This is a genomic window from Brevundimonas subvibrioides, from assembly GCF_027271155.1.
Lineage (GTDB): Bacteria > Pseudomonadota > Alphaproteobacteria > Caulobacterales > Caulobacteraceae > Brevundimonas > Brevundimonas subvibrioides_D.
Genome location: NZ_CP114542.1, coordinates 1,119,593 through 1,140,039, shown reverse-complemented (window position 1 = coordinate 1,140,039; position 20,447 = coordinate 1,119,593). Strand labels below are relative to the sequence as shown.

Annotated in this window: 19 protein-coding genes; 5 read left to right on the top strand and 14 right to left on the bottom strand. The window is 67.3% G+C overall.

Annotated features, from left to right (window positions below):
- The first annotated feature begins 62 nt into the window (after positions 1–62).
- From O3139_RS05660 to O3139_RS05650, 3 genes are read left to right on the top strand one after another with little or no spacing between them, the layout of a single operon-like run.
- Entirely contained in the window at positions 63–395 is a 333-nt protein-coding gene (locus tag O3139_RS05660) for an ArsR/SmtB family transcription factor (protein WP_269516021.1), read from the top strand.
- 2 nt (positions 396–397) lie between these two features.
- Complete coding sequence (locus tag O3139_RS05655) at positions 398–934, top strand: rhodanese family protein (protein WP_269516020.1); 537 nt, start codon at positions 398–400, stop codon at positions 932–934.
- Positions 935–938: 4 nt separating this feature from the next.
- Positions 939–1,721, top strand: coding sequence for a sulfite exporter TauE/SafE family protein (locus O3139_RS05650; RefSeq protein WP_269516019.1), 783 nt, complete (start codon positions 939–941; stop codon positions 1,719–1,721).
- A gap of 15 nt (positions 1,722–1,736) precedes the next feature.
- Here O3139_RS05650 and O3139_RS05645 read toward each other — a convergent pair whose 3' ends face one another.
- Entirely contained in the window at positions 1,737–2,483 is a 747-nt protein-coding gene (locus tag O3139_RS05645; RefSeq protein ID WP_269516017.1) for a DUF6456 domain-containing protein, read from the bottom strand.
- Positions 2,480–2,851: a helix-turn-helix domain-containing protein gene (locus O3139_RS05640; protein ID WP_269516016.1), complete on the bottom strand. Its 372-nt coding sequence runs from the start codon at positions 2,849–2,851 to the stop codon at positions 2,480–2,482. Before O3139_RS05640 ends, O3139_RS05645 begins: the two co-directional genes overlap by 4 nt.
- Before the next feature lie 291 nt (positions 2,852–3,142).
- Here O3139_RS05640 and ctrA point away from each other — a divergent pair, with 291 nt between their 5' ends.
- Complete coding sequence (gene ctrA, locus O3139_RS05635) at positions 3,143–3,856, top strand: response regulator transcription factor CtrA (protein ID WP_209321291.1); 714 nt, start codon at positions 3,143–3,145, stop codon at positions 3,854–3,856.
- A gap of 101 nt (positions 3,857–3,957) precedes the next feature.
- On the opposite strand, the gene O3139_RS05630 is transcribed toward ctrA, so the two are convergent.
- The 5 genes from O3139_RS05630 to O3139_RS05610 form a co-directional block, all read right to left on the bottom strand.
- Positions 3,958–4,602, bottom strand: a complete 645-nt coding sequence (locus tag O3139_RS05630) for an SOUL family heme-binding protein (protein ID WP_269516015.1) — start codon at positions 4,600–4,602, stop codon at positions 3,958–3,960.
- An 85-nt stretch (positions 4,603–4,687) separates the two neighbouring features.
- Positions 4,688–5,605 carry a hypothetical protein gene (locus O3139_RS05625; protein ID WP_269516013.1) on the bottom strand — a complete coding sequence of 306 codons (918 nt, stop codon included), beginning with the start codon at positions 5,603–5,605 and terminating at the stop codon, positions 4,688–4,690.
- A 433-nt stretch (positions 5,606–6,038) separates the two neighbouring features.
- Positions 6,039–6,392: a hypothetical protein gene (locus O3139_RS05620; RefSeq protein WP_269516012.1), complete on the bottom strand. Its 354-nt coding sequence runs from the start codon at positions 6,390–6,392 to the stop codon at positions 6,039–6,041.
- 134 nt (positions 6,393–6,526) lie between these two features.
- On the bottom strand, positions 6,527–6,709 hold the full coding sequence (locus tag O3139_RS05615; RefSeq protein WP_269516011.1) for a hypothetical protein: 183 nt from the start codon (positions 6,707–6,709) through the stop codon (positions 6,527–6,529).
- A 120-nt stretch (positions 6,710–6,829) separates the two neighbouring features.
- Positions 6,830–7,705 (bottom strand): LysR substrate-binding domain-containing protein, encoded by an 876-nt coding sequence (locus O3139_RS05610; protein WP_269516010.1) that lies wholly within the window; start codon positions 7,703–7,705, stop codon positions 6,830–6,832.
- Between the two features lie 94 nt (positions 7,706–7,799).
- On the opposite strand from O3139_RS05610, the gene O3139_RS05605 reads away from it, so the two are divergent.
- A complete protein-coding gene (locus O3139_RS05605; protein WP_269516009.1) occupies positions 7,800–8,792 on the top strand; it encodes a sodium-dependent bicarbonate transport family permease in 993 nt (330 codons plus the stop codon).
- Positions 8,793–8,832: 40 nt separating this feature from the next.
- Here the strand turns inward: O3139_RS05605 and O3139_RS05600 are convergent, their stop codons facing one another.
- The 7 genes from O3139_RS05600 to O3139_RS05570 all read right to left on the bottom strand — a co-directional run bounded on the left by O3139_RS05600 (position 8,833) and on the right by O3139_RS05570 (position 20,187).
- Positions 8,833–9,879, bottom strand: coding sequence for a Ca2+-dependent phosphoinositide-specific phospholipase C (locus tag O3139_RS05600; RefSeq protein ID WP_269516008.1), 1,047 nt, complete (start codon positions 9,877–9,879; stop codon positions 8,833–8,835).
- Positions 9,880–9,908: 29 nt separating this feature from the next.
- Entirely contained in the window at positions 9,909–12,545 is a 2,637-nt protein-coding gene (locus tag O3139_RS05595; protein WP_269516007.1) for a TonB-dependent receptor, read from the bottom strand.
- A 140-nt stretch (positions 12,546–12,685) separates the two neighbouring features.
- Positions 12,686–13,738, bottom strand: a complete 1,053-nt coding sequence (locus O3139_RS05590) for an endo-1,4-beta-xylanase (protein ID WP_269516006.1) — start codon at positions 13,736–13,738, stop codon at positions 12,686–12,688.
- Between the two features lie 162 nt (positions 13,739–13,900).
- The gene (locus O3139_RS05585) at positions 13,901–14,311 is read right to left on the bottom strand and encodes a flagellar export protein FliJ (protein WP_269516005.1); all 411 of its coding nucleotides are present in this window, start codon (positions 14,309–14,311) and stop codon (positions 13,901–13,903) included.
- A gap of 156 nt (positions 14,312–14,467) precedes the next feature.
- Entirely contained in the window at positions 14,468–15,817 is a 1,350-nt protein-coding gene (fliI, locus tag O3139_RS05580) for a flagellar protein export ATPase FliI (RefSeq protein WP_269516004.1), read from the bottom strand.
- A 72-nt stretch (positions 15,818–15,889) separates the two neighbouring features.
- Positions 15,890–16,852 (bottom strand): hypothetical protein, encoded by a 963-nt coding sequence (locus tag O3139_RS05575; RefSeq protein WP_269516003.1) that lies wholly within the window; start codon positions 16,850–16,852, stop codon positions 15,890–15,892.
- 95 nt (positions 16,853–16,947) lie between these two features.
- On the bottom strand, positions 16,948–20,187 hold the full coding sequence (locus O3139_RS05570) for a PAS domain S-box protein (RefSeq protein ID WP_269516002.1): 3,240 nt from the start codon (positions 20,185–20,187) through the stop codon (positions 16,948–16,950).
- Between the last annotated feature and the right edge of the window lie 260 nt (positions 20,188–20,447).

Below are 20,447 nucleotides of genomic sequence, written 5' to 3'. Positions count from 1 at the left end.
TCCTTTCCGGACTGCTATATATTAGATATTGCTTATTTAGCAAGTCCGCATATATTGATCCCATGATCGACCTCGAGACCATCGGACTGGAGCGTTTCGAAGCCAGCGCAGCCGAGGCTGCCGGACTGATGCGCGCACTCTCCAACGAGAAGCGGCTGATGATCCTGTGCCAGCTTGGCGCGCGGGAAATGTCCGTAGGGCAGATGCTGGCTCTGGTGGGTCTTTCGCAGTCCGCCCTGTCCCAGCACCTGGCGAAGCTGAGGGATGAACAGCTGGTCGCGACCCGGCGCGACGGCACCACGATCTTCTATCGCATCGCTGATCCGGCGGTCCTGAAGGTCATCGCCGTCCTGGCCGAAATCTACTGCCCTCCCCTGCCCTCCGAAAAGGCGTGACCATGTCCATCCTGACCCCCCTCGAGCCCGTCGATGTCGCCGGTCGACTGAAGGCCCATACCGCCGTCCTGATCGACATCCGGGAACCGGACGAATTCGCCCGGGAACATGTCCAGGGGGCGATTCATGCGCCTCTGTCGGCCTTTGACCAGGTCCCGCTCAAGCTGCCGGACGGTCGTGACGTGATCTACACCTGCCGCACCGGCAATCGCACGGGCATCAACTGCGAGCGTCTGGCCTCTCGCGTTCCGGGCCAGGCCTTCGTCCTCGAAGGCGGCCTCGACGCCTGGAAGGCGCAAGGGCTGTCGACGAAGATCGATGCGTCCCGACCCATAGAGCTGATGCGTCAGGTCCAGATGACCGCCGGCGGCCTCATTCTGGTTGGCGCTTGCCTGGGCCTGCTGGTTCACCCCGCCTTCTGGGGGCTGTCAGCCTTCGTGGGGGCGGGTCTTTTCGTCGCCGGGGCGACCGGGTTCTGCGGTATGGCGCGAGTTCTCGCGGCCATGCCCTGGAACAGAAGCGCACTGAAGGCCGCGTAAGGTCATGACGACGGACCTGCTTCCCCTGCTGCTGGCGGCGATGAGCGGCGGCATCGTCGCGCTCCTGCTGACACTCTTCGGCGGCGGCGGTTCCGTCCTGGCGGTTCCACTCCTGCTCTATGTCGTGGGGGTCCAGGACCCCCATGTCGCTATCGGCGTATCGGCGGCGGGCGTCGCTCTCAATGCCCTGACGGCTTTGGCTGGACATGCACGCGCTGGCCGGGTCCTCTGGCCTTGCGCGACCCTGTTCGCGATCACGGGAGCGACCGGCGCCTGGTTCGGATCAACGCTCGCCAAGATGATCGACGGGCATCAACTGCTGTTGATCTTCGCGGTCGCCATGGCAGCGGTGGGCGTGTCGATGCTGCGCCCCAGGGCCGCCCTCGCCGGGTCCGAGCCGAGACTGACCTGGGCCATGTCACCGGGAGTGGGTTTGACAGGCATTGGCGTCGGATCGGCGGCGGGCTTCTTCGGCATCGGCGGCGGCTTTCTGATCGTACCGGGCCTGATGGCGTCCACCGGAATGAGCCTGGCGACGGCGCAGGCGACATCGTTGCTCAGCGTGGCGGCGTTCGGGGCGACGACAGCGGGCAACTATGCGCTCTCGGGCTGGCTTGACTGGAGCCTGGTGGCCGCCATGGCGGCAGGCGGCCTTGTCGGCACCACGGCGGGCCTCCCCCTCGCCCGTCGGCTGGGATCCAACGCCGTTCTGGGCCGCAGGCTGTTCGCCGGATTGATCCTGATCGTGGCCGCTTACGTCGCAATCCGGGCCGCCTCCGGGGTTTAGCATCAACCCGCGCCGTCATCCGATCCGGTAATGCCGCGCCAGCGCCTCCAGGCCCGCCTTCAGCAACCGCTTCCCCGCCCGTCGCGGCACGCCGAGGGCTCGCTCGGCGGCCTGGATCGCCGTGTCGTGGATGCAGGCCTGTTCGACGAAGCCGCGGCAGCGGGGGCCACAGGCCTCCAGCGCCCGCGCCACGCGCCGGGCGGCCGCCAGGGACCGGTCGCCCGGCTCCATCCGCGCGGCCGAGCCTCCACCCGATCGGGGCAGGGCGTCCCACCGCATCGTCACCGACGGCCCGGACAGGGCCAGCTCCGCATCCCGCCTCAGCCGCATCGCCGCCGCCACCTCCGCCGGACCCAGCCAGGGACGGCCGTCCGCGTCCCTGCGACGGGCCAGCCAGGCGATCGGGCTCTCTCCCAGATTGGCCGTGCGGCGGATCAGGCGACCGTCACCTTCCATCACGCATCGTTCGCCCTCGATCCGGCCGGGCGCGCCTGCGGGCGAGATGCCGTGCGGCGGGTCCGGCACCCGCGCGACCCAGCCGCCGCCCGGCCGCGCCTTCAGACCCGGTGCCGCGACCAGGGCCCGGAACACGGCCTCGTCCAGCACCATATGCGGCCGGGTCCTGCGGTCGGCGGTCAGACGCAGGCCGTAGCCGCCTGAGGGCTGCTCGCAGAGCCACGCGCCCGACCGTCCCAGCATGCGCCGGGCGCGCCCCGCCAGGGGCGGATCGGCCGCGGTCGCCTCCACCCTGCCCACGCTCATGCCGCCTCCGGCACGTCCGGCGTCCCGTCCACCGGTGCGCCAACGATCGCGTGAATGGCCCCCTCCAGCTCTTCCAGCAGGTCGTTCAGCTCGCGGTTCTCGCGCGCGTCCTCGATCTTGCGACAGGCCGTCGAGGTGGTCTGGCGGTTGACGCCAAAGGCGTGGCCGACCCGCTCCTGCTGCCAGTCGAACGAGACATAGGCCAGATACATGGCTACCCGGCGGGCCCGCAGTGCATCGGCCGACAGCCGGCAGTCCCGATTGATCGCCGCGACGGACACGCCGAACCGCAGGGCCACGATCTGGATCACCAGATCCGCCTTCTTGCGGTCCTCCTCCGACACCGCGACGCGGTATGGACTCCTCATCGTGCCGACCTCCCTGACGTCCCGGGGCGGTGACCCGCCCCCACAAGAAGCAGGAATATAATCCTGTCATGCGTCAGAAACGGTCGCAGGCGGGCGATGGCGTCGAGATGTTGAAAATAATTTGAATCCGGGACTCGCGGACTCTCGACGCCGATTCGCAAATCAGCCTAGATTCGCGTTCATGGGGTGCTGTTAACGGTTCTTAAGGTTTTAAGCAGTTAACTCGCGAACAAGGTTACCCGGAACTGATAGACCGGGTTTAATGAACAAGGTTTGCCTGGAGGGGCTGGAATGCGCGTTCTGCTTATCGAAGATGATCACGCGACCGCGCAGAGCATCGAACTGATGCTGAAGTCGGAAGGTTTCAACGTCTACACGACGGATCTGGGTGAAGAAGGCATCGATCTGGGCAAGATCTATGACTACGACATGATCATGCTGGACCTGAATCTGCCCGACATGAGCGGTCTGGAAGTCCTGCGCCAGCTGCGCGTCGGCAAGATCAATACCCCGGTCATGATCCTGTCGGGCTCGACCGAGATCGAGACCAAGGTCAAGACCTTCGGCGGCGGCGCCGACGACTACATGACCAAGCCCTTCCACAAGGACGAGCTGATCGCGCGCACCCACGCCGTGGTCCGTCGCTCCAAGGGTCACGCCCAGGCCATCATCCACACCGGCGAGATCGCCGTGAACCTGGATGGCAAGACGGTCGAGGTGCACGGCCACCGTGTCCACCTGACGGGCAAGGAATACCAGATGCTGGAGCTGCTCTCGCTCCGCAAGGGCACCACCCTGACGAAGGAAATGTTCCTGAACCACCTGTACGGCGGCATGGACGAGCCCGAGCTGAAGATCATCGACGTCTTCATCTGCAAGCTGCGCAAGAAGCTGGCCACGGCCGCCGGCGGCAAGCACTACATCGAGACCGTCTGGGGCCGCGGCTACGTCCTGCGCGACCCGGCGGAAGGCTCCGCCCCGACCCCGGTCAGCGCCGCCGCCTGAAAGGCCGCGGACGACTAGACATCCAGACGCCCGCCGGAGCGATCTGGCGGGCGTTCTGCTGTCCGGCGATAGGGATCGGCCATCGCGGCCGGCTGCGCGCCCTACTCCCGCCCGATCCGCACCGCGACCTCGTTGCGGCGCATCGGCGGCAGGGTCCAGGGCGGGTCGTAGAACCAGACCACCGGCTCGTCGCGAGCGACCCAGCCGCTGCCGCTCAGCCCGGCCAGCAGCTCGGCCTTGTGCGTCTCCACGGCGCGCACCGAACCGACACCGCTGAACCTCACCACCGCATAGGTTTCGGCCGGGACGACGACCAGTTCGACCGTCGGATCGTTCGGCACGGGCAGCTGATCCATCGTATAGGCGGCCGGCATGAAGAACTGGACCGTCCAGCGGTCCGGGCCCGACGGGGTCTGGGCCACCGGCGCGGTCATGGCGATCGTCTGCGCCCCCCCGGATCGCCCGCCGGACTGCGCGACCGGGGCCGTCATCGCGATGGAGGCGCGCCGGGCGTTGCCGCCGAAGATATAGCCCGCCAGGCGTCGAAAGCCCTGGTTGCGGGCTTCGTCGCTGGTGCCCGTCACCACGGTCTGCGCGGCGATCCGCTCGCCATACAGGCGGATTTCCAGATCGCCCGCCGGTGCAAGGGTCTGATAGGCAGGCTCCTCCGTGCCGGAGCGAACCCCGACCGTGGAACAGGCGGTGGTCACCAGGGCTGCGCCGATCGCCACCAGGGTCTTGCTCATGATTGTCTTTCCTCGGGCATCCCGGATGACGCCATTATCTGGAACAACGCGCAAACAGTCACCCGGGTACAGGGCGCGAATTGCCTCAGCGCCCGACGATGATCCCGGACGATGCGAGCTTCCAGACGAACTGCCGCGTGCTGGCATAGGACCGGGCCTGAAAGGCCGACCACCGGCCGACCAGGATGGGGTTGTCGGGATTGAAATCGTAGCCCTCCCCGATCCGGACGAGATAGCCCTGATCCACGAGCTTTCGGATATGCCGTCTGACGGTTTCCGCCGGCAGGCTTGTAAAGCGCGCGACCGCGCCGCCGCTCACGGGCGATGCGCCGGGATGGAGGACCGACAGCGGACTGGACGCCCGAACGCTCTCCGGCAGCAGCCGCAGGTCTGCGCCGACCAGATGGCACGTCGCCGCGAGCACATATTTGGTCATGAACGCAAGGTCGGGCGCGATGGCCTGTACGGCGTTTATCGTCCTCAGAACGTGCGATGACCCCAGACGCAGCAGGGCACCGCCGACGGACCAGAGGGGCTGAACCAGACTCCGGTCCGGGCCCAGATCATAGGCGTTGATCAGACCGAGACCCGTCACGAAGTCATCGAACGACGCGAGATAGGCCGGATAGATCGATGACAGCGGCCCCGTCACGATGGCGTCCCTTGCCAGGATGTAGCCGTCCTCCTGGACGGACAGGAACCCCCTGTCGGCAAGCATCCGGATCTTCGTGCGCGCCGTTTCGCGTGGGACGCCCACCGAGATGGCGACGCTCGTGACATTGGCGGGCTGACGCATCTCGTCCGGCACGCTTCCCGGCAGAAGATACATTCGCGTGCCTTCGGGGCGCCGGTCTATGTGTTCGATGTTGCCGGTGAAGACGCCCGCCACGATCAGGCTGGCGACGATGTCGTCGGCCAGCCACGCGCGGCTCGCCGTCACGAACGCAAGGCCCATTCTGAGATTGAGCCAGGACACCTCGGCGGCTGGCGTATGCTTCTTCATCAGGTACGACCGGCAGAATTCTGTGTCTGCGGCACGCCGATGGGCGCGCCGGCTTCAGGTTGATCCTTGAATTCCGGTTTGCCGCAACGCGTCGACGAGGCCTTTGCCAACCTACAGATGTCCGATCAGTGCAAAGGTTAAAGCACCGGCAAGGGCCGTCATCGCCCAGGCCGCGAGCGCGCGCCTGTGCCTGTGGGCGAAGTCCATTCCATATCCGATCATGTCCTGCTCTCTGTCATGCATGCCCTCAAAGACGGAATCGGGTCTTCCGGAACCAGTCCATAAAGGCGCGAAACAACGGGCGGGTACCGGATCCCCGGCGTCCATCCGGCCGGACAACCTCGGAAACGATCCCCCGGGACGCCCTCGCCCGCGACTGCGGGCTCAGCGGATGATCTTCGGGTTCCGTCCGCGTATAGTGTCGCCAGGCCATTCAGCGGGCGCGCTTGATCGCGGGAGCGGACCGTCTTTTCTCGAACAGGTCGAGCGCCGCGCTGGTCAGGGCCCATCGATAACTGTCCGGGCCGAGCGGCTTGCAGAGAAGCGGCGGGGGACGGCGCCGCGCGGCGGCGTCCAGATAGGAGTCGAAGGCGGCATAGATCGCCTCCTGCTCGTCGGCAGTCGCCTTCAGTGGCTTGCCGGTCCTTCGGCCGACGACCCAGTTCGCGACATCCTGTCGGTGCGCGGACCCGCTGTTCGCCCTGAGCGCATCGATGATGTCGGCGACCAGCGGATCGATCGCGCCCTTGGCCGTCTTGTAGGCGGTGTAGCTGATAACGTTGCTCATCGTCCGCCCCCCGACGGAATAGTCAATAAATCCTTAAACTTGTGAATATCGCATGCCACCGGTGTCACAACCGCGTTGGTGCCGAAAATGGGGGCGCCCTTTCGTCCGGGCCCGGCTGGCAGGCCAGAGCCGGGTCAGTCCTTGTCGCTGGAGCCACCGTCGGCGGGCTCGACAGGTCCGGTCTTTGGGGGCGGGGCGCTGGTGATCTTTCCGACCAGGGTGACCCCCGCCTCCGCCAGGGCCCGGGCCAGGTTCTCCCTGCGCTCGAACTCGGCCTCGGCGGCCAGGATCGCATTCTTCAGGTCCGTATCGATCATCGCGCTTCAGATGCGATGATGACGTGCAACCTTCAAGCGAGGCCGTTGAAAAACGTCATGAACCGGACGACGGGTGCAGAAACGCGAACGCGGTGGTCGCCCCGGGCCGGGTCGATGCGGTCATCGGATGGCGGTCGCCGGCCCCCGCTCCAGCGCACGCAGCACCTCCTGCGCCAGAAGGCCGGCGGGACCGTCGGGACCGCGGGCCGACACCAGGGCGATCTCGCTGTCGCTCAGCATCGGCAGGGGCGCGCCCAGCACGCTCAGGTCCCGCGGCGTCATCGCGGCGGGCAGGACGCCAACCCCCAGCCCGGCCCGCAGGGCCGCCAGCTGCCCGGCCAGACTGGGCGAGGTGAAAGAGGCGCGAAACGGGATGTCGGCCGTCTGGAGGGCCGCCAGCGCCCGCTTGCGATAGATGTCCGGTGCCGGGGCCACGATCAGCGGCAGGGGATCGGCAGTCGCGAGCGAGGGGTCCAGCGCGACCCAGACCAGAGGCTCCCTCCATACCCGCACGCCCAGGTCCGGCCCGACCGGCTCGCGCTTGATCAGCGCCATGTCCAGCAGGCCGCGCGACATCTGGTCCAGCAGATTGGCGGTGTAGTCGCACGTCACGGACAGACGGATGCGCGGATGGTTGCGGGCGAATGCGCCCAGGATTCCGGGCAGATGGTGGGTGGCGATGTCCTCGGGCGCACCGAGCCGTACCTCCCCCTCCAGATCGCCCTCGCCCAGGGTCGCCACGATCTCGTCGTTCAGGCGCAGCATGCGCCGGGCCTGCGGCAGCAGGGCCGCCCCCTCGGTCGTCAGTCCCACCGACCGCCCCCCGCGATCGATCAGCGGCACGCCCAGCTGCGCCTCCAGCCGCTGGATCTGCAAACTCACGGCAGGCTGCGTCCGGCCCAGCTGCTGGGCGCCCCGCGTGAAGCTGCGGGCCTCCACCACGGTCACGAAGGCCCTCAGCAGGTCGATGTCCAGGTTCGCGATACGGAGGGCCATGTATCACCATCCGTTATAGGTCGTATCACGTCAATAAACTGGAATGCCTGCGCCGGAGACGCCAAACGGGCGCGCCTTCAAAACGGACCGATCCATGCCCGACCTCGCTGCCAGTCTCGAACTGCTGACCTCTCCGGCCATCCTCTTCTTCTTCGTGGGGGCCGCGGCGGCGTTCGCCCGGTCCGACCTCGCCATTCCCGAGCCGGTGACCAAGGGCCTGTCACTGTATCTGATGCTGTGCATCGGCTTTCGCGGCGGGGTGGAAGCGCGCGCGGCGGGGTTTGACGGCGACTTCCTGCTGGCCGGATCGATGGGTCTGGCGCTCAGCGCCCTGATGCCGGTGGCGGCCTTTGTCATCCTGTTTCTGCTGACGCGGATGCGGAAGACGACCCGGCTGACCCGGCCGACCCTGTGCGCTCTCGCGGCGACCTATGGTTCGGTCTCGGTCGTGACCTTCGCGGCGGGCCAGCAGCACCTGACGTCGCTCGGTCTGGCCCCTGGGGGCTATATGGCGGCCGTCCTCGCCCTGATGGAGACCCCGGCCATCCTGACGGCCCTGATGCTGATGCAGGGATCCGGCAGCGACCGCCCGACCGATCGTGGCACGATGCTGAGGGAGGTCCTCGTCGGGGCCGCCACCGTCATGCTGCTGGGAAGCTTCCTGGTCGGCCTGATCTCGGGCGAGGCGGGCATGAAGAAGCTCGACCTGTTCGTGAACCCGCTGTTCCAGGGGGCTCTCTGCTTCTTCCTGCTGGACCTCGGCCTCAGCGCGGCACGCAGCCTGATCTCCGGCGGGCGGCGGCTGCCGGGCACCGTCATCGGCTTCGCCATCGGCTTTCCCCTGCTGTCAGCGGCCTTGGCCCTGGGCCTGGCCAGACTGGCGGGGCTGGGCGTGGCCGACGGTGCTCTGCTGGCCATCCTGGCGGGATCCGCCTCCTACATCGCCGTCCCCGCCGCCATGCGAGTCGCGGCCCCCAAGGCCGACCCGGGCGTCTTCGTCACCGCGTCCCTGGCCGTCACCTTCCCCTTCAACCTGACCCTCGGCATCGCCCTCTACGCCGCCGCCGCCGTCTGGCTGTGGTCGTGACTGGACAATCGCCCCTCCGCATTCCCGGAGGGGCAGGGGTCTAGCGGCCGACAGGGTCGGCCCCGGCCTCCGCCGCGCGAGGGTTGGGCTGGTAGAAGCCGTCGGCCAGCCGGACCACGAAATTCAGGCCCAGCGGATCGGGCGCGCCCGGATAGTAGTCGGTGCTGATGATCTGGGCCCCGGCCTGCACGGCCGCCTCCAGTCGGCTGAGGTCGCCGATGCGCGCCTCGGCGGTGTTGGCGTCGGCCCGGCTGCGGACCAGAAACCCAAGTCCGACCAGACGCCGGATGGTATCGCTCTCGACCACCGGGTCCTGAATGTTGAACACCGCCGCCTCGGCCGCGTCCTCCGGATAGAAGCCGAACATCATCCGTCCGCGAAGGGCCGGATGGCCCTCGGCATACAGGGCGTTCAGGCGCGGGCTGGTGTCGTGCACCAGCAGCACCTTGCCCCGGGCCGCGTCCACGGTCGGCCAGGCCCGGGCCAGGGCGGCGTCGCGCAGGGTGGCGTAATCGCCCCGCACGCTGTCCGGCGTGATGACCCGGTCGCCGAAGACAGCGCGAATGGTGGCGTCGATCGCGTCCAGCCCCGCAGCGTCATAGGGTTCGGGTGCGTCGCGATTGTTGACCAGGATGACGATCAGCGCGTGCTCCGGATGGGCCCTCGACCAGTCTGCGACGGTCGCCAGGCACAGCTCCAGGGTCAGGCAGTGGGTCTGATAGTCGAACGGCGGAATGTGCAGCACCTTGGCCCCCGGTGCGGACATGATGGCAAGGGCCCGCGGGTCGTCGGCATAGGGACCGGCGAACAGGCCGCCGTGGCGGTCCGAGACCGGATCGAATTCGAACTGGCGGATACCTAGGGCCAGCTGGTCTTCCAGCGGCGGATGGCCGTACTCAAGGCCCGGAAACTGGGTCGGTACCGCCGCACGGATCGCCTCGATCACCGGGGCATCCGGATAGGGTCGATAGGAGTTGTGGCTGCCCAGGATCTGAATCTGGTTGATCTTCAGATCCTGCGCCGACGCAGGCTGGGCCAGCGTCAGCAGGGCGAACGCCGCCATGAACGGTTTGCGGAAATCGATCATGGCGGCGGGCCTCCGGATCTGGAGCTGGATCAGAAACGGGCGCGAAGGCTCAAGGTGACCGTCCGGCCGTAGTCATTGATTTCGGCAGGGCGGTCGGTCGAGCCGGCATAGGTGTATTTGTAGGCGTTGGTCAGGTTGGTCGCCTCCAGCGTCACCGCATAGGTGTCGGTCACGTCGAACGAGATCGAGCCGTCCAGCGAGCCGAAATCGTCGACGAAGGTCTGGGCCTGGGTGGTGCTGCCGGTGCCGGACAGGAACTTTTCGCGCCAGAAATAGCCGATCCGGGCCTGCAACCGGTCACGCTCGTAGAAGGCCACCAGATTGTAGCTGGTCTTGGACAGACCAACCAGGGCGTCGGTGATGACCCGCGAGCCCGAGGTGAACTGGGATTTCACATCCACCAGCGTGAACGAAGCCTGCAGGCCCAGCCCGTCGAAGGGCGCGGGCAGGAAGTCGAACACCTGATTGTAGGCGGCCTCGAACCCCGTCAGCTTGGCCTCGCCGCCATTGGCCTGGGTCGACAGCAGGATGTCGCCGCGTCCCGGAACCTGGATCGTGGTGTTGGCGGCGGTGATGTAGTCGTCCAGCTTCTTGTAGAACACCGCGCCGGTCAGCGAGCCGGTCGGGGCGAAATACCATTCCAGCGAGATGTCGGCCTGGGTCGCCAGAAAGGGCTCGAGATCCGGGTTGCCGCCGGACGCCGTCGGGCTGTCGCGCGAGACGGTGATGCGCGGGGCGATGTCGACCAGGTTCGGCCGGGTCAGCACCCGCGAGGCGGAGGCACGGGCGATCAGGGTATCGGTCAGCTCGGCCCGCAGGTTCAGGCTGGGGAGCCAGTCGTCATAGGTCTTGGGATAGCTGACCGGCGTGGGTGTCGTGCCGTTGACCAGCGTACCGCTGGCCGTTTGTTCCGTCTGGCTGTAGCGGACGCCGACATTGCCGGTCACCGGGATAGACCCGACGTCGAAGGCGAAGTCGCCCCGAACATAGGCGGCGCTGACGGTCTCGCTCACCACGAACGAACTGCGCAGGTCGGCCGTGGATGGGGCCTGGTTGCGCACCGCATCGGTATAGAGAAGGTCGAAGAAGGCCGTGCGCGACGGGGCCACCCAGACGCGCGGGGTATTGCCGCCGAAATCCGACAGGAAGTTCGTGATCGGCAGCGTCGTGACGAAGTTGGACCCCAAGGTCGAGACCGGCACGCCCAGCAGGGTGTTCAGGACGATGTCGCGGCGGATGTAGTTGCGCTCACGCTCGCGATACTGGGCCCCGAAGGCGATACGGGTCAGAAAGCCGTCGAACTCACGATGGGCGTCCAGCTTCGCGGCCTGGTCGGTGTCGCGCGAATCCTTGCGGGTATAGTCGAAGGCGTCGCCTGAGTAATTGGCCGGATTGTTGTAATCGACCGGCCCGGACAGGAGGGCGACCTCCCTGTAGCCGCGCGAAAAGTCGAACGTCAGCGGCGCGAAATAGGAAATCCGGTTGCGCGTCGTGGCCAGGCCCGCGGGGTGATAGCTGCGGGCATAGGAGTAGGTCAGGTCGCCGGTGACGGTCCATTCGCCCGGCGTCCAGGTCTGTTTCAGGCCCCAGACCTGCAGGTCGTGGCGGTTCAGGCTGGTCTCGCGCGAGGCCATCCAGCGGACGTTGTCGATGGTGCCCGACACGATGGTGTCACCGACCACGCGCTGGGTGCCCGCCCGGAACACCGGCTGGCGGAAGGTGCGGTCGTCCGGATAGATGTCCAGGCCGAACTCGTCGTAATCGACGTCCAGACGGGTGATCAGGAAGTCGAAATCGGTCTGGAAGTCGTCATTGGGACGCCATTGCAGGGCCAGCGAGCCCGAGACGCGTTCGCGATCTTCAAGCTCGATGGTCGGGCGGGTTCTCGTCGGAGCATAGAGGCCTGCGGGCAGGCCACCGTTCGCTGCCGGCACGAACCGGTCCAGCACCCAGCCGAAGTTGAAGAAGCGGTCGTTGCGGACGGTCCGCTCGTCATACAGACCGGAGACCAGCACGCCCAGGGTGCCATCCTGGTTGTTCCAGCTGTAAAGCCCCGACACCGACGGATCGGTCTTTTCGGCCAGATCGTTGTAGGACGCCCGCAGCGACAGGGCCGCACGGGATCCCAGGTCCAGAGGGCGGAAGGTGTGGACGTCGATATTGCCGCCCAGGGCCCCGTCGTTCATGTCCGCGGTCGGGGCCTTCACCACCTCGATCGACGACACCAGTTCGGACGGCAGGACCTCGAAGCGGAAGTTGCGACCCTGCGCCCCGCCGTTCTCGATCAGCTCGTTGATGGCGACCGAACGGCCGTTCAGTTCGACGTTCTGGAACTGGGGCCCAAGGCCACGCACGCTGATGAACAGGCCTTGCCCGCGCTGGCGGTCCAGCGTCACGCCCGGAACCGTCTGCAGCGCCTCGGCGGCGTTCAGGCTGGGAAACTTGCCGATGTCCTCGGCGGTCACCGCGTCCAGGCTGTGGTCAGCCTCGCGCTTCAGGGTCGACGCGCGCTGCAGGCTGCGGGCGTAGCCGGTGACGATGATCTCGTCGACGGTGTCCCCGGCCGTCTGAACCGGCGCGGCGGTGGTCTGGGCGAACGCAGCGCTCGCGCCGAGTGTCACGAAACAGACGGTTGCGGCCGTCCCGAGCAAGGTCGTCTTCAGCATGATGATGAATCCCCGCGCCGCCGTGCCCCATGCGGGCAGCGCAGCGGAGGCATAAGCCGGGATTACGACGCCGTTATCTGAATATGGCGACGGTTCGAATGCCGATCGTGCGTGTACGGAACCCTGTCGTCCGGGGTCGGCTAGTCGCCCCGAAGACCCGCCATCACGGCCCGATACATCGGGTTCGGTCTTCCCGCCGCGTCGAACAGCAGGGGGCTGTCCTTGCCGTCGTCGCGGGTGCCGCCTCTCAGCCAGCTGTCGGTGTCGCGCAGACCCCAGACGGTGAAGGCGAACCGCTGGGCCGCCGGCAGGGCCACGAAGGCCTCGGTCAGTTCGGCGACGCGCGCGGTCTGCTGGTCGATCTTCTGGCGCGGCGAGCGGGTATCGATACGACTGTCAGATCGCAGACTGGCGTCCAGCTCCGACACATGGATCGGCAGGCCGAACTGGGCGGCCTCGTGGAAGAAGGCGCGCGTCCGGCCGGCGGGGATCTCGATATCCAGGTGCGACTGGGTGCCGATGCCGCCGACGGGGACCCCCGCCTTCAGTAGCCGCTCGACCAGCCGCAGGAAGGTCGCGCCCTTCACAGGATTGTTCTCCAGATTATAGTCGTTCAGGAACAGCACCGCATCCGGATCGGCCAGCTTCGCCTGCTCGAAGGCGCGGACGATATAGCCCTCCTGCCCCAGCACGTCCGACCACAGGCAGGACCGCAGTCCGTCCCCGTCCTCGGCCACCGCCTCGTTGACGACGTCCCAGCCAGTGGCGCGGCCGCGGTATCGCCCGGCGACCTCGGCGATGTAGCGGTCGTACTCCCGCCGGAACCGCGGGGGGTCCAGCGAGCGGAAGAAGGCGCTGTCCTGCGAATACCAGATCAGGGTGGTGCAATAGAGCCTTAGCTCATGCGCCGTGCAGAAGTCGGCGATCCGGTCGGGGGCCTCCCAGCGATAGTCGCCGGTCTCCGACAGGATGTACTCCATCTTCATCTCCCACTCCGGCGTCAGCTGGGAGACGTGCGTCAGGGCCAGGTTCACCCAGGCCGGTTCGTCGAAATGCCCGCTCATGGCGGCCACGCCGATCGGGAAGGGCGCGATGGATTTCAGGGGCGTGGCATCAGCCACCGGCGCGGCCTCGGTATTTCCGCAGGCGGCCAGGGCCAGGGACGAGAGTAGGACGGAGCGGCGATCGATCATCCTTCTCCCTCCCCCTCGGGGGAGGGTGGTCGAAGCGAAGCGAAAACCGGGTGGGGAGGACAAGGCCATCTGGACTCCGGTCTGGGCGGTCTCGCCTTGCGGCCCCCACCCGATCGCTTCGCGATCTGCCCTCCCCTGCAGGGGGAGGGAGATGGGTGTGCGTTAGCCCGCACGTTTCCTGAGACCCATTTCGTCGAACGCAGCCGTCTCGCGCTTGCCGGCGGCGACGATGGCGTTCAGCCGGGTCATCTCGGCGACGTGTTCGAATTTCTTCAGCTCGGAATAGGCCCCGGTCAGGGCGTCGCGGGCGCCTTCTTCCTCGGCGTCCAGGACGACCAGATCGCCCTCGGCGGCACCCTTTCGGGCCTTCCAGCCGGCCAGATAGGCCTGCAGCATGATGGCGGCCTCGGCATCTATCCGGGCGCGCTCGCGCTCGATCTCGGCCTCGGCGTCCAGCACCGCCAGGCGCATCTCGGCCGACGCCTTCTTCGACGTGATCTCGGCCAGGCGCTTCTGCAGGGTCTCCACCTCGTAGTTGGAGATGCGGATCAGGGAATGGGCCCAGGCGGTCATGCGGTTACAATACCTTTGTCGAGATCAGGCCAGTGGCGAGAGGCGAGAGGCGAGAGGCGAGTGGAAAGAGAGCCGGCGACTGCGTCGATGGTCTGATCGTCAGCCATCGTCCGCGATGCGCGTCCGGTCTTCGCTTCACCCGTCACTCGCCACTCGTCACTCGCCACCTTGAACCAGACCTTGGTTCAGAATGCTTTCCAACCGGTTGAAGGAATCGGCCATCCGCGTGACGTCCTCCTTGTCCTGGCCGAGGAACGCCTCCAGCGCCGGATTCAGGGCGATGGCGCGGTCGGTGACCGGGTCAGCCCCCGCGCGATAGGCCCCGATCTTGATCAGTTCCTCCATCGACGCATAGGCCGACAGGCACTGACGCGCCCGCCGGTTCAGCTCGCGCTCGGGCAGGGTCTGGCACCCCGGCAGGGTCCGGCTGACGGACTTCAACACATCGATGGCGGGGAACCGCCCGCGCTCGGCGATCTTGCGATCCATCACGATATGCCCGTCCAGGATCCCGCGCACGGCGTCGGCGATCGGCTCGTCATGATCGCCGCCGTCCACCAGAACGGTGAACATGGCCGTGATCGGCGCCGCCGTCGTCCCGTCCGGCCGGATCGGTCCGGGCCCCGCGCGTTCCAGCAGCTTGGGCAGTTCGGAGAAGACGGTGGGCGTATAGCCCTTGGTCGTCGGCGGCTCGCCCGCGGCCAGTCCGATCTCGCGCTGGGCCATCGCGAAGCGGGTGACCGAGTCCATCAGGCACAGCACCTCCAGATCCTGATCCCGCAGGTATTCGGAGATCGCCATGGTCATATAGGCTGCCTGACGCCGCTTCAGCGCCGGCTCGTCCGACGTCGCCACCACGACGATGGCGCGACGCAGACCCTCTTCGCCCAGGGTCTCCTCGATGAATTCGCGCACCTCCCGGCCCCGTTCGCCGATCAGGCCGACGACGACAGCGTCACAGGTCGCCTGACGCGCCAGCATGGACAGCAGCACCGACTTGCCCACGCCCGAGCCTGCGAAGATGCCCAGACGCTGGCCCCGGCAGGTCGTGGTGAACACGTCCATCGACCGCACACCCAGATCCAGCCGCTCGCCGACCCTCCCCCGTGAATGGGCGGCGGGCGGCGCGGCGCGCAGCGGATAGGGCGCATGCCCCTGGGGCAGCGGCCCCTTGCCGTCGATCGGCTGGCCGAAGGCATCGATGATCCGGCCCAGCCACGCCGTGGTCGGATGGACAGCGGCCGCCTGTCCGATGATGTGGATGTCGGCCCCCGGCGCCACGCCTTCGACCGGGCCGAACGGCATCAGCAGGGCCTTGGAATCACGGAACCCCACGACCTCGGCCGGCAGGGGCGTCGTGCCCCGGCGACCGATCTCGGCCCGTGCCCCGACCGCCAGCCGCGACAGCCCGCCCCTCGCCTCGATCAGCAGACCCGACACGCCCGCCACCTTGCCGGTGACGACGAGGGGATCGATGGCTTCGATGGCGGCGACCAGGTTGCGCATCGAAAGAGGGATGCGGGATCGTGGTTAACGAGGGGTGAAGCGTCCACCTCTCCGGGCGATACAGATGTGGGCTCAGTCATCCGCCTTTTCGCTGATCTCCAGCAGGGCCGCGCCCCTGTCCGCCTCACCATAGGCTCCAACCCAGACGGAGTAGGTCCCGGCCTCAGGTACGGGGAAGTACAGCTCGGCATTGTAGCTGCCGCCGCTGTCGTCATCGCAGTACCAGTCGCCGCTCGGTGTCTGGAGCAGGATCGTTGTGTCCTTGGTCGATACCGTTTTGAAATCGAGACCCGGGCTCCCGGGCCAGAAGGTTACCAGCACGTCGGGGGACGTACTGATCAGCCCGACGCAGCCGTCGACGAAGTTGGAGGCCAGATCGTCACCCCCGGCATACACCAGGGTCTGGTTGGGGCTGGGCCAGAAGCCGGTGTCGAGCACCAGGGTTCCATAGGTGCCCATGGCCGCCGGCGCCGTTGCCGACAGATCCATCGGGTCGGCGGCAGCGGCGTCGGCCGCATAGTCATCGGCCAGCGAGGGGTCGGTCGCATCTGCGGTCCAGGCCGGGGCAGAGCTGCCGTCCGGCAGGCCGCTGATCTCGAGGAGGGCCTGCACGCCCGTCTCGACCTGGGCACCGACATAGATCAGCCAGGTCCCGCTGTCCGGGCTCGGGAAATACAGCTGCGCGTTCAGGCCGCCGCGACCGTTGTCGTCGCAATACCAGCTTCCGTTGGGCGCATGGACCAGAAGCGTCGTATCCGCCGCCGCTGCGGTCCTCAGATACAGGGGCTGATCGACGGCCCAATAGGTCAGCTGCACATTGGGAGCACTGCTGACGAGCCCGGCGCAGCCCCCGCCGATGGACGATGCCAGGATCGGCCCGCCGGCGCCGCCACTGACGGAAACGGGGTCGGGCCTGTAGTCCGAACCGAATTCCAGTGCGCTCCATGTCGGATAGGCGCCGAGGTCCTGGCCCGATGCAGCGGCCGGAACGCCCCACGCCATCGCGAGCGCGAGGAAGACCCAACGGATCGACATGACTATCCTCCAACGGCGTTACGTCACCCAAGCCCATCGCGCGGGCCTGCGTCAAGCGTGAGGAAAACCCGGGGGTCCCGTCGCAAGACCGCGTCCTAGCCCTCGATCATGTCGTGCACCCGGGCGGCCAGGTCGCCCATGACGAAGGGCTTGGTCAGGACCTCCATCCCGGGGGCCAGCAGGCCGTTGCCGACGGCGGCATTCTCCGCATAGCCGGTGATGAACAGCACCTTCAGGTCCGGCCGCGTCACGCGCGCGGCGTCCGCCACCTGGCGTCCGTTCATGCCGCCGGGCAGGCCGACGTCGGACACCAGCAGGTCGATCCGCCGGTCGCTGCGCAGGATGTCGAGGCCCGACGGCCCGTCCGGGGCCTCGATGACGTTATAGCCCGCCTCGCCCAGGACCTCGGCGACCAGCATCCGCACCGTCTCCTCGTCGTCGATGATCAAAACCGTCTCGCCGCTGCCGCCCTCGGCCACGGCGGTCGGGGTGACGTCCTCGCCCGCCTCCATGCTACCGAGATATCGCGGCAGATACAGACACAGCGTCGTGCCCTTGCCGGGTTCGGAATGGATCCGCACCTGTCCTCCCGACTGGCGCACGAAGCCGTGGATCATCGACAGTCCCAGACCCGTCCCCTGCCCCAGCGGCTTGGTAGTGAAGAAGGGGTCGAAGGCCTGGGCCTGGACCTCCGGGCTCATGCCCGATCCGGTGTCGGTGACACACAGCGATACATACTGTCCGGGGCTCAACTCGCGCGCCCTGGCCGCCCGCTCGTCCAGCCACTTGTTGGACGTCTCGATGGTCAGGCGACCCCCGTTGGGGGCCATGGCGTCGCGGCCATTGATGCACAGGTTCAGCAGGGCGTTCTCCAGCTGGGACGGATCGACCCGCGTGGCCCACAGACCGCCCGCGCCGACCACCTCGACCTCGACGTCCGGACCCACGCTGCGCCGGATCAGCTCCTCCATGCCGCTGATCAGCCGGTTCACGTCGGTCGGCTTGGGGTCCAGGGTCTGGCGACGCGAGAAGGCCAGCAGCCTCTGCGTCAGAGACGCCGCCCGCTGGGCCGACCCCTGGGCGGCGTCGATATAGCGCTCCATCCCGTTCAGCCGGCCTTCGGACAGCCGTTTGGACAGCAGTTCCAGCGCTCCGGAAATACCCGCCAGCAGGTTGTTGAAATCGTGAGCGATACCCCCCGTCAGCTGCCCCACCGCCTCCATCTTCTGCGACTGGCGCAGCGCCTCCTGGGCCTGGGCCAGGGCGGCCTCGCGCGCCTTGTCCTCGGTCAGGTCGCGGCCGACCGCGATGAAATGAACGCCGTCCGGTTCCGGCACCACCGTCCAGTCCATCGGCGTCCACATGCCGTCGCTGGACAGGATCCGGTTCTCGAAGCGCATCGCCTCGCCCGTTTCGCCCATCAGGGTCAGGGCTGAGAGGGTGGCCTCGATATTGTCCGGATGGATGATGTCGACATAGGGATTGGTCAGCAGTTCCTGTTCGCTCCAGCCCAGGATCCGGGTCCAGGCCGGGTTCACGGCCAACAGCTTTCCGGCATAGTCCGCGCGGGCCAGGGCGTCGGCGGACAGGGTCCACAGCCGGTCGCGCTCGGCCTTGCTGCCCGCCAGCAGCACTTCCAGCCGGGCATTGAGACCGCGGATGTCGTCGATGTCGCTGTTGGCCCCGACCCAGCCCGTGATCTGGCCGGAGGCGTCCCGGACCGGCTCGGCCTGGACCCGGAACCAGCGCCAGGCCCCGTCGGCGCGCCGGATCCGGAACTCGGTCTGATAGGGCTGGCCTGTCTCGAGCGCCTGTGTCCAGGCCCCGGCGGCCACCGCCAGATCGTCCGGATGCACGACCCGGCCCCACCCCCCGGCCCCGTCGAGGTCTCCCTGGGTCAGGCCGGAGTAGGCGTAGACCTGGTCGTTGAACCAGTACAGCTGGCCATCCGGACGGCTGGCCCAGACGTGGTTCGGCACCGCTTCTGAAAAGGCCCGGAACTGGGCCTCGCTCTGGCGCAGGGCGGTCTCCGCGGCCTTCTTTGCCGTCAGGTCCTTGAACAGCACCGCGACCTGGTGCCGTTCCGGCGGTTCGACGCGGAAACCGGCCACCTCCATCCAGCGTTGCGAGGTCTTCAATTCGTGCTCGACCCGGATGGGTCGTCCGGTGCGCAGGACCTCCCTGTACAGGTCGATCCAGTCTTCGGCCTCATCGCCCAGCAGCTCGCGCGCGCTGCGACCCTCCACATTGGTCAGGCCCGCGTGCTTGGCCGCCGCACGGTTGGCGGTGATGTGGACATAGTCGCTCAACGGTCCGTCGGGACCATCGACGAACTCGATGATGCAGAAGCCCTCGTCCACGGCATTGAACAGGGTGCGATAGCGATCCTCGCTGTCCATCAGCTCGGCCGCCGTGCGCGCACGCTCCGTCGCGGTGCGCACCCTGGACTTGATCTCCCGGATCAGGGCCAGTTCGGCGGCGGTCCAATGCCGGGGCTTGTTGTCCCCCACATACATGATGGCCACCAGCTGGCCCTGTTCGATCAGGGGCATATTGACCGTAGAGGCGACGTCGAGGTGTCGCATCGCCGCGATCGCATCGGCGGTGCGGGGATCCCTCGCCACATCGTCGATGACGACCGCCTCGCCTGCCAGCAGCTGCGGAAAGAAGGTCCCGTAGTCCGCGAACGGCACCACGCCCGTCAGGCTGAACGCCCCCTCCTCACGGTAATCCTTCTGAATGTTGACGGTGGCCGCCGCCGGGTCGATCAGGCCATAGCCTGCCCGCGTGGCCCCCAGGGCCCGGGCCAGGATGCGGGCCCCCGCATAGGCGATCTCGCCCGCATCGGTCAGGTCGCGGAAGGTGTCGTTCAGCTCCAGCAGCGCGACCTGGCGGGCCTGAAGGTGATTGCGCTCGGTCGTCTCCGTTACCGTGCATAGCACACCGGCCGGGGCTCCGTTCTCGGCGGGCACCGGCCAGTAGTCCAGGTCCATCCAGACCTGCTCGGGCCAGCCGTGGCGATGAAGCGTCAGTTCCTGATCGCGATAGGCCAGGGTGCCGCCGGCCAGACCCACCTTCATGACATTGTCGTTGAAGTCCGCCACCTCGGGCCAGCCTTCGCGGACGTTCGACCCCAGCAGCTCCGGATGACGCCCACCGGCGAAGACCGAATAGGCGTCGTTGTAGATCATCACGCCCTGCGGCCCCCACAGCATGACCATGGGAATGGGCGAGGCGACCAGAAGGCCGGTGGCGGTCTTCAGGCTTTGCGGCCAGCCGGAAATCGGGCCCAGCGGCGTGGAAGCCCAGTCGAACGCCCGGATCAGACCGGCCATCTCGCCGGTTCCACCGGGAAACGCCGGGTGGGCATCGGAGCTGGATGGCTGTTCAGTCAGTGCTCTGCTCCCCAGGGCCAATCCGCCGCCGTCCGATGTGACCCAACGCGGTGAAGCTTGAAGGGTTTCATCCATACCCTAGCCGGTTCTCCGGGAGGATCGACGACGAAATCTTGGGGCGGGGCGCAGCAATAATGCCTTGTGCGTCCGGGTGCCGGACCTATGTCTTTCGCAGCCGCCCCGACCGCGCCGGGGTGACC

Excerpts from the sequence above, each read along its gene's own strand:
- fliI (WP_269516004.1), bottom strand. The coding sequence starts at position 15,817 with ATGCGCAACCTGGTCGCCGCCATCGAAGCCATCGATCCCCTCGTCGTC.
- O3139_RS05630 (WP_269516015.1), bottom strand. The coding sequence starts at position 4,602 with ATGAGCAAGACCCTGGTGGCGATCGGCGCAGCCCTGGTGACCACCGCC.
- O3139_RS05600 (WP_269516008.1), bottom strand. The coding sequence starts at position 9,879 with ATGATCGATTTCCGCAAACCGTTCATGGCGGCGTTCGCCCTGCTGACG.
- O3139_RS05575 (WP_269516003.1), bottom strand. The coding sequence starts at position 16,852 with ATGTCGATCCGTTGGGTCTTCCTCGCGCTCGCGATGGCGTGGGGCGTT.
- O3139_RS05625 (WP_269516013.1), bottom strand. The coding sequence starts at position 5,605 with ATGAAGAAGCATACGCCAGCCGCCGAGGTGTCCTGGCTCAATCTCAGA.
- O3139_RS05595 (WP_269516007.1), bottom strand. The coding sequence starts at position 12,545 with ATGCTGAAGACGACCTTGCTCGGGACGGCCGCAACCGTCTGTTTCGTG.
- O3139_RS05615 (WP_269516011.1), bottom strand. The coding sequence starts at position 6,709 with ATGATCGATACGGACCTGAAGAATGCGATCCTGGCCGCCGAGGCCGAG.
- O3139_RS05645 (WP_269516017.1), bottom strand. The coding sequence starts at position 2,483 with ATGAGCGTGGGCAGGGTGGAGGCGACCGCGGCCGATCCGCCCCTGGCG.
- ctrA (WP_209321291.1), top strand. The coding sequence starts at position 3,143 with ATGCGCGTTCTGCTTATCGAAGATGATCACGCGACCGCGCAGAGCATC.
- O3139_RS05640 (WP_269516016.1), bottom strand. The coding sequence starts at position 2,851 with ATGAGGAGTCCATACCGCGTCGCGGTGTCGGAGGAGGACCGCAAGAAG.
- O3139_RS05650 (WP_269516019.1), top strand. The coding sequence starts at position 939 with ATGACGACGGACCTGCTTCCCCTGCTGCTGGCGGCGATGAGCGGCGGC.
- O3139_RS05605 (WP_269516009.1), top strand. The coding sequence starts at position 7,800 with ATGCCCGACCTCGCTGCCAGTCTCGAACTGCTGACCTCTCCGGCCATC.
- O3139_RS05570 (WP_269516002.1), bottom strand. The coding sequence starts at position 20,187 with ATGGCCGGTCTGATCCGGGCGTTCGACTGGGCTTCCACGCCGCTGGGC.
- O3139_RS05590 (WP_269516006.1), bottom strand. The coding sequence starts at position 13,738 with ATGATCGATCGCCGCTCCGTCCTACTCTCGTCCCTGGCCCTGGCCGCC.
- O3139_RS05655 (WP_269516020.1), top strand. The coding sequence starts at position 398 with ATGTCCATCCTGACCCCCCTCGAGCCCGTCGATGTCGCCGGTCGACTG.
- O3139_RS05620 (WP_269516012.1), bottom strand. The coding sequence starts at position 6,392 with ATGAGCAACGTTATCAGCTACACCGCCTACAAGACGGCCAAGGGCGCG.
- O3139_RS05610 (WP_269516010.1), bottom strand. The coding sequence starts at position 7,705 with ATGGCCCTCCGTATCGCGAACCTGGACATCGACCTGCTGAGGGCCTTC.
- O3139_RS05660 (WP_269516021.1), top strand. The coding sequence starts at position 63 with ATGATCGACCTCGAGACCATCGGACTGGAGCGTTTCGAAGCCAGCGCA.
- O3139_RS05585 (WP_269516005.1), bottom strand. The coding sequence starts at position 14,311 with ATGACCGCCTGGGCCCATTCCCTGATCCGCATCTCCAACTACGAGGTG.